Origin of the sequence: Streptomyces sp. NPDC090499 (genome assembly GCF_044769305.1) — a bacterium.
Classification (GTDB): domain Bacteria; phylum Actinomycetota; class Actinomycetes; order Streptomycetales; family Streptomycetaceae; genus Streptomyces.
The window spans coordinates 293,937-310,399 of record NZ_JBIVXP010000010.1 but is presented as its reverse complement, the minus strand read 5'-3'; the positions used below and the strand labels follow the sequence as shown (position 1 = coordinate 310,399).

Below are 16,463 nucleotides of genomic sequence, written 5' to 3'. Positions count from 1 at the left end.
AGGCCGTCAGGTCTTCTCTTGAGTCGCAGGCGTCGGGAGCGTCGTGAGCGAGGGCAGTGGTCTTTGGCCGTGCCGTATGAACGGCCTCTATCGATTCTGCCTCACTGTACGGTCCCGTGTGCCCCGGCGTTCAGAGCCGGCCGCCTGCCCTCAGGTCCACCAGCAGCGGTGGCGCGTGCTCGCCCTTGACCGTGGTGAGGGACAGGACCGCGTGGCCCGGTGGCAGACCGTGGGCCAGTTCCGAGGCCGACCAGCGCTCGCGCTCCACCTGCCGGACGGTGACCGCCCGCGCGGTGGCCGCCTTGCCGGTGATCACCCGGCGTACGACGTGCAGCGCCTTGCCCGCCGGGGTCTCCGCGATGATCTGGCGGTCGGTGACGTCCCGGGCCTCGGTCCACTCCTTGCCCCAGACCTCGGCGAAGTCCTGCCCGTCCCAGGGGGTGAGTCCGGCGAAGGCCATCCTGCAGCCGGCGGCGCCGAGCAGGGGGCCGCGGAGCGGACGGGGTACGTCGTCCAGGGTGCGCAGGGTCAGCACCACGCCCGCGTTGGCGGAGCGCAGCCGCTGGACGGCGCGGACCGCCTCCGGGGTCACCACGCCCGTCGCGTCGTCCAGGAGCAGGCAGGAGAAGAGCGAACGGTCGTCCCGTACCGCGACGCTGGCCGTGAACTGGGCGAGGACCAGCCGGGCCAGGATGCGGGAGGCGTCCGCGTGGCCGCGCTCGGGCAGGTCGATGCGGACCCGGACCGGGTGGTCGAGGGCCTTGAGGGAGAAGGGGCGGGTCTGGCCGGAGGTGTCGAAGAAGCCGGCGAAGGCCGGGCGGTCGAGGAGCGCGATGCGGTCGGCGAGGACCGCGCCGACGTCCCCGGGGTGTCCCATCTGGCGTTCCCGCGCGTCCAGCTCGCGCAGCAGGGACTCGTGGCCGGTCGTCGTCAGTGCTTTGCGGAGCGCGGCGAGCGGGCCGGGAGCGCCGTCGAGCAGCCCGCGGAGTTCGGGGACGGAGGGGAAGCGGCCGTGGACCGCCCGGAACGGGCCGAGCAGCTGGGCGAGGACGGTGGTGGAGCGGCGGCTGTCGCTGCCGGGGTGCGGGTCGGCGAGGTCGCCCGCGAGGGCCTCGGCGAGTATGGCGGCGGCCTCGTCGGGGTCGGTGGTGCCGCCGTACAGGTCGAGGTCGTAGACGGACTCGGGGTGGGCGATGCGGACGACGACGTCGTAGGCGTCGGCGGGTCCGAGGCCGGCGCCGGCCGCGCCGACGACGACCACGGAGGCGCGGCCGGCGAGCGCGTGCAGGCAGAGCGACTCGGCGAGCGGGCGGACCAGGCTGCCGGTCTTGCCGGAGCCGGCCGGGCCGACGGCGAGCAGCGAGGTGCCGAGCAGTTCGGGGCCGAGGGCGAGGCCGGTGCCCCGGTACCGGTAGGGGTTGCGGGGGTCGTCGGCCGTGGTGCCGAGCCGGACCTGGCCGGTGACCAGGTCGTGGCGGGCGTGCCGGGCGGGCAGGTCGCGCTCGCCGGAGGGGTGCAGGCAGGCGGCGGCGCCGTCCTTGACCACGGCGGCGGTGAAGCCGGCCATGGTGTGCCGGCCGCTGCGGACGCCCTGCCAGGCGCGGGCGATCCGGGCGTGGTCCACGTCCCGCATCAGCCCGCTGCGCGCCTCACCGGCGAGCCGGTCTGCGGCGGCTTCGGCGCCGGCCTGGCGGAGGTACAGGAATTCGGCGGGATCCTGCTCGGGGGCGGGCGGCCGCTCGGGGGTGGGAACGGCGGACACCCAGGCAGGCGGGCCGAAGCGTTGCCAGAGTTCGGACCAGTGACCGATTTTCCCGAGAATCATGAAAATGGCGCCGAAGACGAGGCCGTTGTAGATCCAGGAGGCCACACCCCCGACCACGCCGCCCGTGCCGTGTGTCCACGAACTCGGGGCCAGCACGTACCAGGGCCACTGCCAGAAGTCGCCGAGGTACCCGTTCCACAGCAGAGAGCACAGCAGCCACCCGCAGAGGAGGGCGAGCAGCGCTCCGCCCAGCAACTGCTGAGCCGGTGTACGCACCGGTTCCTCCGCCGGGCGCGCCCGGTACCCGAACCGCCACACCCCGGGGGCCGTCTCCGGGCGTGGGGTGCGCAGCCACGTCAAGAAGGCCGAGCCGTCCGGCAGCGGGGGTACCGCCGTCGGTGGTGCCGTCGGCCGGGGCGGTAGCGCGGACGCCTCGGCCGGTACCGTGAACGCCCCGGTCGGCATCGCGGGCGCCTCGGTCGGCGCCGCGTCCGCGTCCTGCGGTCCCGCCGGACGCGGCACAGGATTCGCATGCGTACCCCGCGTGTCCCGCGTCCCGTCGCTGTCCATCGCTCTCGCTCCCTGACCAGCCGTTCTTCCGTCCACCGTCAGCGGCCAATCTAACGCCCTCGCAAGGGGAGTTCACCGCTTACGCGGCCGAGGAGCCGAGCGGCTCCGTCACGATCCCGCCGTCCGCACTATGTCCATCGCGGACAACGTCACTCTCCGACAACGCCCACATGGAGCATGCCCACCTCCCACACCCGGCCCTAGCCTGCGAAGAAAGAAGGAAAGCGTCCGAAAACGCACCACCGGAGCAACCGGACGGGACGCGCCCGGCACGCATCGGTTCGCACCACTCATCAGGGAGCCCCCATGACCGCACTTCCGCAGGAGCGTCGCGTCGTCACCGCCATACCCGGCCCGAAGTCGCAGGAGCTGCAGTCCCGCCGTCTCGCCGCGGTGGCGCAGGGTGTGGGTTCGGTGCTGCCCGTCTTCACCGCGCGCGCGGGCGGCGGGATCATCGAGGACGTCGACGGCAACCGCCTCATCGACTTCGGTTCCGGCATCGCCGTGACCTCGGTCGGCGCCTCCGCCGAGGCCGTCGTACGCCGCGCGAGCGCCCAGCTGGCCGACTTCACCCACACCTGTTTCATGGTCACCCCGTACGAGGGCTACGTGGAGGTCGCCGAGGCCCTCGCGGAGCTCACCCCGGGTGACCACGCCAAGAAGTCCGCGCTGTTCAACTCCGGCGCCGAGGCAGTCGAGAACGCCGTGAAGATCGCGCGTGCGTACACCAAGCGCCAGGCCGTCGTCGTGTTCGACCACGGGTACCACGGCCGGACCAACCTCACCATGGCGCTGACCTCGAAGAACATGCCGTACAAGAACGGCTTCGGTCCGTTCGCGCCCGAGGTCTACCGCGTCCCGGTCGCCTACGCCTACCGCTGGCTCACCGGCCCGGAGAACGCCGGTCCGGAGGCCGCGGCCCAGGCCATCGACCAGATCAGCAAGCAGATCGGCGCCGGCAACGTCGCCGCGATCATCATCGAGCCGGTGCTCGGCGAGGGCGGCTTCATCGAGCCGGCGAAGGGCTTCCTGCCGGCGATCAGCCAGTTCGCCAAGGACAACGGGATCGTGTTCGTCGCGGACGAGATCCAGTCCGGGTTCTGCCGTACGGGCCAGTGGTTCGCGTGCGAGGACGAGGGCATCGTCCCGGACCTGATCACCACGGCCAAGGGCATCGCCGGCGGCCTGCCGCTGGCCGCCGTGACGGGCCGTGCCGAGATCATGGACGCCGCGCACGCGGGCGGGCTCGGCGGCACCTACGGCGGCAACCCGGTCGCCTGCGCCGGTGCGCTCGGGGCCATCGAGACCATGAAGGAGCTCGACCTCAACGCCAGGGCGAAGAACATCGAGGCGATCATGAAGCCCCGGCTCACCGCCATGGCGGAGAAGTTCGACGTCATCGGCGACGTCCGCGGCCGGGGCGCGATGATCGCCATCGAGCTGGTCAAGGACCGCACCACCAAGGAGCCGAACCCGGAGGCCACCGCGGCCCTCGCCAAGGCCTGCCACCAGGAGGGACTGCTGGTCCTGACCTGTGGCACCTACGGCAACGTGCTCCGCTTCCTGCCCCCGCTGGTCATCGGCGAGGACCTCCTCAACGAGGGCCTCGACATCATCGAGCAGGCCTTCGCGCGGATCTGAGCCACAGGCTTCGCCAAGCCCGCGCAAAGGTTCTCGAACCCGTGTGTCACCACCGCCCCACCCCTCCCACCTGCCGTGATGTGGGGGGCTGGGGCGGCCCCCGTCAGGCCGTGTGAAGAAGGTGTGCGAGGTGCATGACGGGACGCGATTCCGCCTGTCGCGGCACCGGACCCTGCCGTAGGTTCTACCCAGATGAGAGATACACCCCGCCCACAGGGGACTGTGGGCGATTTCAGGCCGGGGCCTCCCCAGCTTCGACCTGGTCGTGCCCTCGCGCACACAACCGGTGCCTCCGGCTCCGGATCTCCTCACCGATCGGACGGTCGCTCGCCCCAAACCCCCCGGGGCGCGCGGCGTTCCGATCCGGACGGCCGCCCCGGAACCACCCCCCCTGTTCCGGGGCGGCCGACCTCCTTCCTTCGCTTTCCCCTCGCGGGACTCCTGGGACTCCTGGGACTTCTGGGCCTGCCGGCCCTCCTCTTCGCGCTGATCACCTGGCAGGTCGTGGCCCACGGCCCCCTGCTCCGCCTGGACAGCCGCCTGAGCAGCGCACTCGTCCGTCCGGACCGGTTCTCCGAACTCCTCTCCGACCTCGGGAACGTGCAGGTCGCGGTCCCGGTCCTGGTGCTCGTCATCGCCTACGTCGCCCGGCGCGGCCGTGCCACTGGTACAGACCGGTGGTGGCTGCCGCCGACGGCCGCCGCCGCCCTGATGGCCCTGGTCCCGGCGGTCATCGTGCCGCTCAAGGACTTCACCGCCCGTCCGGGGACCCCGGCGGTGCCCCCGGCGGTCGGCTACTTCCCCTCCGGCCACACGGCGACGGCGGCGATCGCGTACGGCTCCGCGACCCTGCTCCTCCTCCCCTGGCTCACCTCCGCAGCCGCCCGCCGGACCGCCGTCGCCGTCGGTGCGGCCCTGGTCCTCGGCGTCTCCTACGGACTGGTCCGGCGCGGCTATCACTGGCCTCTGGACGTGGTGGCCAGCTGGTGCCTGGCCACCGTCCTGCTGACGTCCCTGCGGCTGCTGCTCAGCCGAAGTACGCGTCGAAGTTCTTCTGGAACTCCCAGTTCGAGAACCGGTCCCAGTTGATCGACCAGGTCATCAGGCCGCGCAGGGCCGGCCAGGTGCCGTGGGTGGTGTACGAGCCGCAGTTGGTCTTCTTCGTCAGGCAGTCCAGGGCCTTGGTGACCTCGGACGGCGCGACGTAGCCGTTGCCCGCGTTGACCGAGGCCGGCATGCCGATCGCGATCTGGTCGGGGCGCAGCGGCGGGAAGACGTTGTTGGCGTCGCCGGCCACCGGGAAGCCGGTGAGCAGCATGTCGGTCATGGCGATGTGGAAGTCGGCGCCGCCCATGGAGTGGTACTGGTTGTCGAGGCCCATGATCGAGCCGGAGTTGTAGTCCTGGACGTGCAGCAGGGTCAGGTCGTCGCGCAGGGCGTAGATGACCGGGAGGTACGCCCCGCAGCGCGGGTCCTGGCCGCCCCACTTGCCGGTGCCGTAGTACTGGTAGCCCATCTGCACGAAGAACGTCTCGGGCGCCATGGACAGCACGAACTTCGACCCGTACCTGGCCTTCAGGGTCTTCAGCGCGGAGATGAGGTTGACGATCACCGGGGTCGTCGGGTTCCTGAAGTCCGTGTCGCTCGCGTCCAGGGAGAGCGAGTGGCCCTCGAAGTCGACGTCGAGGCCGTCGAGGCCGTAGGTGTCGATGATGTTCGAGACGGAGGAGACGAAGGTGTCCCGCGCGGCCGTCGTGGTCAGCTGCACCTGGCCGTTGGCGCCGCCGATCGATATCAGCACCTTCTTGCCGGCCGCCTGCTTGGCCTTGATCGCCGCCTTGAAGTCGGCGTCGCTCTCCACGTTGGCGCACTCGGTGACCGGGCAGCGGTTGAAGCGGATGTCGCCCGAGGTGGCCGAGGTCGGCTCGCCGAAGGCCAGGTCGATGACGTCCCAGCTGTCGGGGACGTCGGCGAGCCGGGTGTACCCGGCGCCGTTGGCGAAGGAGGAGTGGAGGTAGCCGACCAGGGCGTGGGTGGGCAGGCCGGTCGAGCCGCCGGAGGAACCGGTGGTCGTGGTGGCCGTCACCACCGCCGACTTCGCGGACTCGCCGGCGTCGTTCACGGCGGTGACCTGGAAGCTGTACGCCGTCGACGGGTTCAGCCCGGTCACGGTCGCCGACGTCCCGGTCGCCGTCTGGACCTTCGCCCCGTCCCGGTAGACCGCGTAGCTCGTCGCGCCGGTGACCGCGGCCCAGGACAGGGCCACGCTGGAGGAGGTGACCGAGCCCGCGGTGAGCCCGGTGGGCGCGGCCGGCGGCTGGCCCGCGGAGGCGCCCGGCCCGACCAGCGACACGTCGTCGGCGTAGTAGGCGCCGGTGCCGTACCAGCCGTGGGTGTAGATGGTGACCTTCGTCGTCGAGGCGCCGGTGGTGAAGGTGGTGGTGAGTCTCTGCCAGTCGGGGGCGGACTGGGTCCAGGTGGAGACGTCGGTGGTGCCGGTGCCGCTCGCGCCGAGGTAGACGTAGGAGCCGCGGACGTAGCCGGACAGGGTGTACTGCGAACTCGGCTTGACGGTCACGGTCTGCGCGCACTGGGCGTTGTCACTGCCGGCCGGGGTCGCCTGCAGCGCGGAACTGCCGCCGTGCACGGGCGAGTTGACCGTGGTGCCACTGCCCGCCGTGCAGGTCCAGCCGGAGAGGCCCGATTCGAACCCGCCGTTGACGGCGAGATCCGCGTCGGCCGCACGGGCGGCCGACGAGAGCGCGGTGATACCGGGTACGGCCAGCAACGCGGCCGTGAGCAGGGTGAGGACAGGTCTGGCGCGAACCACAAGTGCCTCCGGGGATGGGGGATTTGGAGGTGGGGTGCGCACTCAACTTGGTCCAGACCAATTCACCTGTCAAGAGCTACGGCACCGATCCGCCGACGGCCCGGCAGCGCGCCCCTTCAGGGGCGCGGGGCTGTGACATTTGCGGCTCCGCCGCGTGGGCGCGACCAGCCACGACGCCGCCGCACCCGACCGCAGACCGCACCCGCCACGACGGCTACTCACCGTCGGCCAGGCCCGCGGCAGCCTCATGCATGGCCAGCTCCAGCAGCGCCGGATCCGTCAGCGTCCCCGACCCGTCCGGCACCACCAGCCACCGCACCCCCTGGGTCGCCCGGCCGGGATACGGCACGACGATCCAGGTACCGGCTCCCGCCGTACGGATCCCGGTGCCGAGCCACCGGGCCGCCGTGCCGGGCGGCACGAAGAAGCCCACCCGGTTGTCCCCGAAGTCGACCAGGACGGGCCCCGGTCGGTCGAGGACGCGGGTGAGCACGTCGAGGGTCGGATAGCCGAGCTCGCCCGGCAGGATCAGCACGTCCCAGGCCCTGCCGGCGGGCAGCAGCGCGACCCCTCGCGGGTTGCGCTCCCATTCCCAGCGGCAGGCCTCGGGATCCGGTGCGACGGATGCCAGCCATTCCACCGCCGTCTTCGCCCCAGTCATCAGAAGACCTCCCCATCTCACGCGTGGACGCGGACGTCGCGTCACGGGGAGAGAGGGAGGTCTTCCGGGGGCATTACGCGGGTTTCAGCACCACATTGGAGTGAACTGGCTCACATGCCGGGCCGCTCAGCTGTCGAAGCCCAGCCCCAGCCGGTCCATCGTCCGCAGCCACAGGTTGCGGCGGCCGCCGTGCGCGTCGGCGCGGGCCAGCGACCACTTGGTGAGGGCGATGCCGGTCCAGGCGAACGGTTCGGGCGGGAACGGCAGCGGCTTCTTGCGGACCATCTCGAGGCGGGTGCGCTCGGTCTCCTCCCCGGCCAGCAGGTCCAGCATCACGTCGGCGCCGAACCGGCTGGCGCCGACGCCGAGGCCGGTGTACCCGGCCGCGTACGCCACCTTGCCCTGGTGCGCGGTGCCGAAGAACGCCGAGAAGCGGGAGCAGGTGTCGATCGCGCCGCCCCACGCGTGCGTGAAGCGGACGCCCTCCAGCTGCGGGAAGCAGGCGAAGAAGTGCCCGGCGAGCTTGGCGTAGGTCTCCGGACGGTCGTCGTACTCGCGGCGCACCCGGCCGCCGTAGTGGTGGATGGCGTCGTAGCCGCCCCACAGGATGCGGTTGTCGGCGGACAGCCGGAAGTAGTGGAACTGGTTGGCGGAGTCCCCGAGGCCCTGCCGGTTCTTCCAGCCGATCGCGCCGAGCCGGTCGGCGGTGAGCGGCTCGGTCATCAGCGCGTAGTCGTAGACCGGGACGGTGTAGGCGCGGACCCGCTTGAGCAAGTTCGGGAAGATGTTGGTGGCGAGCGCGACCCGCCGGGCGCGGACGGTGCCGTACGGGGTGCGTACGGCCATGCCGGCGCCGTAGGCCTTCAGGGCGAGGGCGGGGGTGTGCTCGTACACCCGGACGCCGAGTGCGAGGCAGGCCTGCTTGAGGCCCCAGGCGAGCTTGGCCGGGTGCAGCATGGCCACGCCCCGGCGGTCCCAGAGACCCGCCTCGAAGGTGGGCGAGGCGACCTGGGCGCGCACCGCGTCGGCGTCGAGGAACTCGATGTCGTCCGCGAGGCCCTGCTGCTCCAGTTGCTTGTGCCAGTCGCGCAGTTCCCACGCCTGGTAGGTCTCGGTGGCGACGTCGATCTCGCCGGTCCGCTCGAACTCGCAGTCGATGCCGTGCCGGGCGACGGCGGCCTCGATCTCGTCGAGGTTGCGCCGACCCAGCTTCTGCAGTTCGTGGATCTCCTCGGGCCAGCGGGCCAGCCCGTTGGGCAGCCCGTGGGTGAGGGAGGAGGCGCAGAAGCCTCCGTTGCGGCCCGAGGCGGCCCAGCCCACCTCGTGGCCTTCCAGCAGGACCACCTCGCGCCCGGGGTCGCGCTCCTTGGCGTTGAGCGCGGTCCACAGTCCGCTGTAGCCGCCGCCGACGACCAGCAGGTCGCAGGTGTCGGCGCCGGTCAGCGCGGGCTCGGGGTGGGGCTTGCCGGGGTCTTCCAGCCAGTACGACACCGGCTGTGCTTCGGAAAGAGACTTGGTCCAATCTGCCTGACGGCTCATGGCGCTTGGGGCCATGATTTTCAACTCCCTACAGAGTCAGTTATGGGTTATGCCTTTTGCCGGTTGCGGCGGTTGTTGACGAGCATCGATGCCAGGACGAGCAGTACGGCGACCAGGAACATGGCCGTACCGATGACGTTGATCTGGACGGGCGTGCCGCGCTGTGCCGAACCCCAGACGAACATGGGGAAGGTGACGGTGGAGCCCGCGTTGAAATTGGTGATGATGAAATCGTCGAAGGAGAGCGCGAAGGAGAGCAGTGCGCCCGCCGCGATTCCGGGGGCCGCGATGGGGAGGGTGACCCTGACGAACGTCTGCACCGGTCCGGCGTAGAGGTCGCGGGCCGCCTCCTCCAGGCGCGGGTCCATCGACATCACGCGGGCCTTGACCGCGGTGACGACGAAGCTGAGGCAGAACATGATGTGGGCGATCAGGATGGTGTAGAAGCCCAGCTGGGCGCCCATGTTGAGGAACAGGGTGAGCAGCGAGGCCGCCATCACGACCTCGGGCATCGCCATCGGCAGGAAGATCAGCGAGTTGACGGCGCCGCGGGCGCGGAACCGGTAGCGGACCAGCGCGAAGGCGATCATCGTGCCGAGGACGGTGGCGCCGATCGTCGCCAGGGCGGCGATCCGGAGGCTGATGGAGAGCGAGCCGCACATGTCGGCGACCCCGCACGGCTGCTTCCAGGCGTCCAGCGAGAACTGCTGCCATTCGTAGTTGAAGCGCCCCTTCGGTTTGTTGAAGGAGAACACCGTGACGATGACGTTCGGGAGCAGGAGATATCCGAGGGTCACCAGTCCCGCGATGACGACCAGATGCTTCTTGAGCCAGTTGGCGAAGGGCATTTAGACCAGATCCTCCGTCCCGGACCGGCGGATGTAGATGGTGACCATGGCGAGGATCGCGGCCATGAGGATGAAGGAGAGCGCGGCCGCCGTCGGATAGTCGAGAATCCGCAGGAACTGCGTCTGGATCACGTTTCCGATCATGCGGGTGTCGGTCGAGCCGAGGAGTTCGGCGTTGACGTAGTCACCGGCCGCCGGGATGAAGGTCAGCAGCGTGCCGGAGACCACGCCCGGCATCGACAGCGGGAAGGTGACCTTGCGGAACGTCGTCCACGGCTTGGCGTACAGGTCGCCGGCGGCCTCGTGGAGACGTCCGTCGATCCGCTCCAGCGAGGTGTAGAGCGGCAGGATCATGAACGGCAGGAAGTTGTACGTCAGACCGCAGACGACGGCCAGTGGTGTGGCCAGGACGCGGTCGCCGGCCGTCCAGCCGAGGAAGTCGGTGACGCTCAGGATGTGCAGCGAGTTCAGCACGTGCACGACCGGGCCGTTGTCGGCGAGGATCGTCTTCCAGGCCAGGGTGCGGATCAGGAAGCTGGTGAAGAACGGCGCGATCACCAGGATCATGATCAGGTTCCGCCAGCGCCCGGCGCGGAACGCGATCAGGTAGGCCAGCGGGTAACCGAGCAGCAGACACAGGACCGTGGCGGCCGCGGCATAGAAGACGGACCGCAGGAACTGCGGCCAGTACTCGCTGAGCGCGTCCCAGTAGGTCGCGAAGTGCCAGGTGACCTTGTAGCCCTCTTCCAGGGAACCCGTCTGGATGGACGTGGACCCCTGGTAGATCATCGGCAGGGCGAAGAAGATCACCAGCCAGAGGATGCCGGGGAGCAGCAGCCAGTACGGGGTCCACCTGCCGCGCCTGCGCGGGGCCTTCTTCGTCTCGGGTTCGGCGGGCGCCAGGGGCGGCGGCGCCTCGGAGAGCGTGGCCATCAGGCGGCCTCCTCCTCGGTACCGGCGTCGATGTCCTGGGCCGCGTCGAGGCCGAAGGTGTGCGCCGGGCTCCAGTGCAGGACGACGTCGGCGCCGGGGACGAGCCGCCCGTCGCGCTCGATGTTCTGCACGTACACCGCGAATTCGTCGCAGACCGGGCTGTCGATGACGTACTGCGTGGAGACGCCGATGAAACTGGCGTCGGCGATCTTGCCGGTGATGCGGTTGCGGCCCTCGGGGATGGAGCCCGCGTCGTCGGCGTGGGTGAGGGAGATCTTCTCGGGCCGGATCCCGACCAGCACCTTGCCGCCGGTCGTGGTGGGCGCCGAACATCGCGCCTCGGGCAGCACCAGCTTCCCGCCGCCGGCCTTCAGGACGATGTCGTCGCCGCTCTTCGAGTCGACCTCGGCCTCGATCAGGTTCGAGGTGCCGAGGAAGTTCGCCACGAAGGTCGTGTTCGGGTTCTCGTAGAGGTCGGCGGGCGAGCCGAGCTGCTCGACGCGGCCCGCGTTCATCACGGCGACCGTGTCGGCCATGGTCATGGCCTCCTCCTGGTCGTGCGTGACGTGCACGAAGGTGATGCCGACCTCGGTCTGGATCCGCTTGAGCTCCAACTGCATCTGACGGCGCAGCTTGAGGTCGAGGGCGCCGAGCGGCTCGTCGAGGAGGAGCACCTTGGGGTGGTTGATCAGCGCGCGGGCCACCGCGACCCGCTGCTGCTGGCCGCCGGAGAGCTGGTGCGGTTTCTTGCGCGCCTGCTCGCCGAGCTGGACCAGCTCCAGCATGTCCTCGACCTGCTTCTTCACGCTCTTGATGCCGCGCCGGCGCAGGCCGAAGGCGACGTTCTCGAAGATGTCGAGGTGCGGGAAGAGGGCGTACGACTGGAAGACCGTGTTCACCGGCCTCTTGTACGGCGGCAGATGGGTCACGTCCTGATCGCCGAGGTGCACGGTGCCGGTGGTCGGCTCCTCAAGGCCCGCGATCATGCGCAGGGTGGTGGTCTTGCCGCAGCCGGAGGCACCGAGGAGGGCGAAGAAGGAGCCCTGCGGCACGGTCAGGTCCATCGGCTGCACGGCGGTGAAGCCGTTGTCGTAGGTCTTGCCGATGCCGGTGAGGCGGACGTCGCCGCTGCTGTCTGTCGTCATGGTGTCGTCACGCCCCTGTGAGCTTCGCGAACTTCTGCTGGTAGGCCGTCTCTTCCTTCGAGCTCAGGGAGCGGAAGGCACGGGACTTGGCCTGCATGGCCTTGTCGGGAACGATCAGCGGGTTGGACGCTGCCGACTTGTCGATCTTGGCGAGGTACGGCTGCACGTCCGCGACCGGGCTGACGTAGTTGATGTAGGCGGCGAGTTCCGCGGCCTGCTGGGGCTCGTAGTAGTAGTCGATGAGCCGCTCGGCGTTCGTCTTGTGGCGCGCCTTGTTCGGGATCAGCATGTTGTCGGTCGACGTCATGTAGCCGCTGTCCGGGATGACGTACGCGACGTCCGGGTTGTCCGCCTGGAGCTGCACGATGTCGCCGCCCCACGCGACACAGGCCGCGAGGTCGCCCTTGCTGAGGTCCGAGGTGTAGTCGTTGCCGGTGAACCGGCGGATCTGCCCCTTGTCGACGGCCTTCTGCAGCCGGGCGATCACCGTGTCGTAGTCGTCGTCGGTGAACTTCGCCGGGTCGATGCCCATGTCGAGCATGGTCATGCCGACGGTGTCCCGCATCTCCGTCAGCAGACCGACCCGGCCCTTGAGCGCGGGGTTGTCGAGCAGGTCGGAGACCGACTTCACCTCGACGCCGTCCAGGGCCTTCTTGTTGAAGGCGACGACCGTCGAGATGCCCTGCCAGGGGTACGAGTAGGCGCGGCCCGGGTCCCAGTCCGGGCTGCGGAACTGGTCCGACAGGTTGGCGAAGGCGTGCGGCAGGTTGGACGCGTCCAGCTTCTGGACGTAGCCGAGCCGGATCATGCGGGCGGCCAGCCAGTCGGTGAGGACGATCAGGTCGCGGCCGGTGTCCTGGCCGGCGGCGAGCTGCGGCTGGATCTTGCCGAAGAACTCGTCGTTGTCGTTGATGTCCTCGGTGTACTTGACCGTGATGCCGGTCCGCTTGCGGAACGCGTCCAGCGTCGGATGGTTCTTCCCGCTGTCGTCGACGTCGATGTACTCGGGCCAGTTGGAGAAGTTGACGACCTTCTCCGTGGCCGAGTGGTCGTCGGCGGAGACCCCGCCCTGGGACTTGCCGGCCGCGGGGATGCCGCAGGCGCTCAGCGCCCCGGCACCGCCCACCGCGAGCGCGCCGCCCAGGAAGGACCGGCGGGCCAGGGCGGCCCGGCCGGTGCGGAGACTGCGCCGCATGGCGGCCGCTTCGACCGGGGTCGGGCGGTCGGGCTCGTACTGCCTCATACGCTTGATGCCCTTTCGGGAAGGGGGCCGTGACGAACGGCCGGAGATCTGACTATCGGTCCCCGAAGATCGTGCGGTGCCAGTCCTTCCGCGGCACCGCCGTGTTGTCGAACATAACGTGCTTGACCTGGGTGTACTCCTCGAACGAGTACGCCGACATGTCCTTGCCGAAGCCGGACGCCTTGTAGCCGCCGTGCGGCATCTCGCTGATGATCGGAATGTGGTCGTTGACCCACACGCACCCCGCCTTGATCTCGCGGGTCGCGCGGTTCGCCCGGTAGACGCCGCTGGTCCACGCGGAGGCTGCCAGACCGTACGGGGTGTCGTTGGCCAGCCGGATGCCCTCATCATCACTGTCGAACGGCAGCACGACCAGCACCGGCCCGAAGATCTCGGACTGGACGATCTCGCTGTCCTGCGGCGCGTCGGCGATCAGGGTGGGCCGGTAGTAGGCGCCGCTCTTCAGCTCGTCCTGCGGCGGCTCGCCGCCGGTCACCACGCGCGCGTAGCCGCGCGCCCGCTCCACGAACCCGGCGACCCGGTCCCGCTGGGCGTGCGAGATCAGCGGCCCGAGGTCGGTACCCGGAGCGAACGGATCCCCCAGCCGCACGGTCTCCATCAGGGCGGCCGTCCCCTCCACGAACGCCTCGTAGAGCGGCCGCTGCACGTACGCGCGCGTGGCGGCGGTGCAGTCCTGCCCGGTGTTGATGAGAGCGCCCGCGACGGCGCCGTTGACGGCCGCCTCCAGATCGGCGTCGTCGAAGACCACGAACGGCGCCTTGCCGCCGAGCTCCAGGTGCAGCCGCTTGACGGTCGCGGTGGCGACCTCTGCGACGCGCTTGCCGACACCGGTGGACCCGGTGAAGGAGGTCATGGCCACGTCGGGGTGCCCGACGAGGTGCTCACCGGCCACCTTCCCGGTCCCGGTGACGATGTTGATCACACCGTCCGGGATCCCGGCGAGCGTGGCGGCCTCGGCGAAGAGCAACGACGTGAGCGGGGTCAGCTCGGCCGGCTTGAGCACGATCGTGTTGCCGGCGGCGATCGCCGGGAGGATCTTCCAGGCGGCCATCTGGAGCGGGTAGTTCCAGGGCGCGATCGACCCGACGACACCGATGGGCTCACGCCGGACGTACGACGTGTGGTCACCGGAGTACTCGGCGGCGGCCTGGCCCTGCAGGTGCCGGGCGGCACCGGCGAAGAACGCGGTGTTGTCGATGGTCCCCGGCACGTCGAACTCGCGCGTCAGCTTCAGCGGCTTGCCGCACTGGAGGGACTCGGCACGGGCGAATTCCTCGGCGCGGTCGGCGAGCACGGCGGCGAACCGGTGCAGCGCGTCCGACCGGTCGCCGGGCGTGGTCCCGGCCCAGCCGGGAAAGGCGGCCCGCGCGGCGGCCACGGCCCGGTCGACGTCCTCGGTGCCGGCCAGCTCGTAGGTGTACACGTCCGCGCCGGTGGCCGGGTCGACGACGGCGTGCGTACGCCCCGACGTGCCCTTGGCGAACCGTCCCGCGATGTACTGCGCGCCGCCCGCGAGCCGCTCCTGCGCGGGGAAGGTCTCCGGGGTGGCGGTGCCCGGGTTGTCCATGTCGCTTCTCCTCCGCCGTCACCCCGCCCCGAGAGGCGGGTGGCGTAGCTCCAGCTCGATTTGACTGCCGATCCTGACAGAGCAGTGGGCGACCAACAAGTGATTCCGTTGTTGCCTTTTGGTTACGCGACGGAATCTGTCGACCAGGTGTCGAGTCGGCAGGGAAAAGGGGGGACGGAGTGTCAGTGGTGGCTGCCAGACTCGCGTGCATGACGGAGATCGATTCTGTGGAGGCCCTGATCAGGGCGGTCCGGGCGGGGGCCAGGATCAGGTACCTGCACTTCTGGGGACACCGGCCGAGGCCGGACGGGCGGGTCTCGGCGAGCTGTCTGAGCCAGTGGTGGCCGTCACCCTTCGTGGTCGAGGGTGTCGAGTACGCGACCGCCGAGCACTGGATGATGGCGGCGAAGGCCCGGCTCTTCGGGGACGCGGAGGCGGAGCGCGCGGTCCTGGCGGCGGGCCACCCCGCCGCGGCGAAGAAGGCGGGCCGGCTGGTCCGGGGCTTCGACGAGCAGATATGGCAGCGGGAGCGCTTCGCGATCGTCACCGAGGGCAGCGTCCACAAGTTCGCCGCCGCACCTGACCTCCGCGAATTTCTCCTGGCGACCGGCGACCGGGTCCTGGTGGAGGCGAGCCCGGTGGACCGGGTGTGGGGCGTCGGCCTGGCGGCGACGGACGCGGCGGCGGAGGACCCGGAGCGGTGGAAGGGGCTGAACCTGCTGGGGTTCGCGTTGATGGAGGCGCGGGAGCGGTTGGCGGCAGAGGGAACCGGTCCCGCCTAGGGGGCGCGCGGCCGGTGTGCGACGGAACCGCCCCCGCCCGACGGGACGCGGGACTTCTGCCCGACGGGACGCGCCTCACCTGAAGGGGCGCCGACGGTGCCCCCGGGCGAGGACCGGGGGCGGGACCTGGGCGGACGGCCCCCACCCGACGGCACCCGGACAGCGACCGCTACTGGCTCCCCTGGCTCCCCGCCACCACGATCAGCGTGATGAACGCGCCCGCAAGCACCAGCCCTGCCGACCCGCAGATGATCCCGGCCAGCGCCTGTCCGCCGTTCGTCGCCTCCCCCCGCTTCACCCGCCCCCGCCCGATCGACCCGAACACGATCGCCAGCACCCCCATCACCAGCGCCACCGGTGCCAGGCAGAACCCGATCGCGCTGATGATCCCGGTCACCATGGCGGCCGTCCCCAGCCCGTTGTTCGGCATCGGCTGCATCCCCGGCCAGCCGCCGTACCCCCCGGGCCCGGCCGGATACGGCGGCAGAGGCTGTCCGGGATAGCCGTACCCCGGCACCGGAGCGCCGCCGGGAGCGGGGGCACCGGGATAGCCGTACGGGACCGGCCCCGGCCCGTTCGGCGCGATCGGCGGAGGCGGCACCGCCGCGCTGGGCGGCTGCTGGGCCGCGGGCGGAGCGTAGGGGTTCGGCGGCGCGTTCGGGCTCGGCGCCGCGAAGGGGTTCACCGGCGGAGCCGGGACCGTGCCGGACGGCGCGGCGAAGGGGTTGGCCCAGCCCTGCGGCGGCGCGTCGGCGGGGGCGTCCGGCCCCGGTATCGCCGCGACCGTCCGCTGGTCGTGAACCGACGGGGGCGGCGCCGGCGCCGCGGGCGCCCCGGACCCGGCCGCCCCCTCCCCGGCGGCCTCCCCCTTGTCCAGCCGTGTCCTCGAAACCTCCGGCACCTCGTCAGCCATCGTGC

The 16,463-nt window shown here is 70.7% G+C and carries 13 protein-coding genes; 3 read left to right on the top strand and 10 right to left on the bottom strand.

The window, feature by feature from the left end; translation table 11 throughout:
- Window positions 1-130 precede the first annotated feature (130 nt).
- Window positions 131-2,335, bottom strand: a complete 2,205-nt coding sequence (locus ACIQVL_RS33055; RefSeq protein WP_403442353.1) for an ATP-binding protein — start codon at window positions 2,333-2,335, stop codon at window positions 131-133.
- Between the two features lie 306 nt (window positions 2,336-2,641).
- On the opposite strand from ACIQVL_RS33055, the gene gabT reads away from it, so the two are divergent.
- Complete coding sequence (gene gabT, locus ACIQVL_RS33050; protein ID WP_403442355.1) at window positions 2,642-3,976, top strand: 4-aminobutyrate--2-oxoglutarate transaminase; 1,335 nt, start codon at window positions 2,642-2,644, stop codon at window positions 3,974-3,976.
- A gap of 222 nt (window positions 3,977-4,198) precedes the next feature.
- Window positions 4,199-5,065, top strand: a complete 867-nt coding sequence (locus tag ACIQVL_RS33045; protein ID WP_403477170.1) for a phosphatase PAP2 family protein — start codon at window positions 4,199-4,201, stop codon at window positions 5,063-5,065.
- Here ACIQVL_RS33045 and ACIQVL_RS33040 read toward each other — a convergent pair.
- From ACIQVL_RS33040 to ACIQVL_RS33005, 8 genes are all read right to left on the bottom strand, one after another.
- Complete coding sequence (locus ACIQVL_RS33040) at window positions 5,004-6,806, bottom strand: chitinase (protein ID WP_403477169.1); 1,803 nt, start codon at window positions 6,804-6,806, stop codon at window positions 5,004-5,006. The two genes, ACIQVL_RS33045 and ACIQVL_RS33040, sit on opposite strands and share 62 nt — an antisense overlap.
- Window positions 6,807-7,020: 214 nt before the next feature.
- A complete protein-coding gene (locus ACIQVL_RS33035; RefSeq protein ID WP_403442364.1) occupies window positions 7,021-7,467 on the bottom strand; it encodes a hypothetical protein in 447 nt (148 codons plus the stop codon).
- A gap of 126 nt (window positions 7,468-7,593) precedes the next feature.
- The gene (locus ACIQVL_RS33030) at window positions 7,594-9,021 is read right to left on the bottom strand and encodes an NAD(P)/FAD-dependent oxidoreductase (RefSeq protein WP_403442366.1); all 1,428 of its coding nucleotides are present in this window, start codon (window positions 9,019-9,021) and stop codon (window positions 7,594-7,596) included.
- 32 nt (window positions 9,022-9,053) lie between these two features.
- Window positions 9,054-9,854: an ABC transporter permease gene (locus tag ACIQVL_RS33025; protein ID WP_403477168.1), complete on the bottom strand. Its 801-nt coding sequence runs from the start codon at window positions 9,852-9,854 to the stop codon at window positions 9,054-9,056.
- Window positions 9,855-10,787: an ABC transporter permease gene (locus ACIQVL_RS33020; RefSeq protein ID WP_403477167.1), complete on the bottom strand. Its 933-nt coding sequence runs from the start codon at window positions 10,785-10,787 to the stop codon at window positions 9,855-9,857. It abuts the gene before it with no gap.
- Window positions 10,787-11,932: an ABC transporter ATP-binding protein gene (locus ACIQVL_RS33015; protein ID WP_403442373.1), complete on the bottom strand. Its 1,146-nt coding sequence runs from the start codon at window positions 11,930-11,932 to the stop codon at window positions 10,787-10,789. Before ACIQVL_RS33015 ends, ACIQVL_RS33020 begins: the two co-directional genes overlap by 1 nt.
- A 7-nt stretch (window positions 11,933-11,939) precedes the next feature.
- Window positions 11,940-13,175, bottom strand: a complete 1,236-nt coding sequence (locus tag ACIQVL_RS33010) for a spermidine/putrescine ABC transporter substrate-binding protein (RefSeq protein ID WP_403477166.1) — start codon at window positions 13,173-13,175, stop codon at window positions 11,940-11,942.
- 52 nt (window positions 13,176-13,227) lie between these two features.
- Window positions 13,228-14,763 carry a gamma-aminobutyraldehyde dehydrogenase gene (locus tag ACIQVL_RS33005; protein WP_403442379.1) on the bottom strand — a complete coding sequence of 512 codons (1,536 nt, stop codon included), beginning with the start codon at window positions 14,761-14,763 and terminating at the stop codon, window positions 13,228-13,230.
- Between the two features lie 209 nt (window positions 14,764-14,972).
- Here ACIQVL_RS33005 and ACIQVL_RS33000 point away from each other — a divergent pair, with 209 nt between their 5' ends.
- Complete coding sequence (locus ACIQVL_RS33000) at window positions 14,973-15,545, top strand: NADAR family protein (protein ID WP_403477165.1); 573 nt, start codon at window positions 14,973-14,975, stop codon at window positions 15,543-15,545.
- Between the two features lie 169 nt (window positions 15,546-15,714).
- Here the strand turns inward: ACIQVL_RS33000 and ACIQVL_RS32995 are convergent, their stop codons facing one another.
- Complete coding sequence (locus ACIQVL_RS32995) at window positions 15,715-16,458, bottom strand: DUF4190 domain-containing protein (RefSeq protein WP_403442385.1); 744 nt, start codon at window positions 16,456-16,458, stop codon at window positions 15,715-15,717.
- Window positions 16,459-16,463 lie beyond the last annotated feature (5 nt).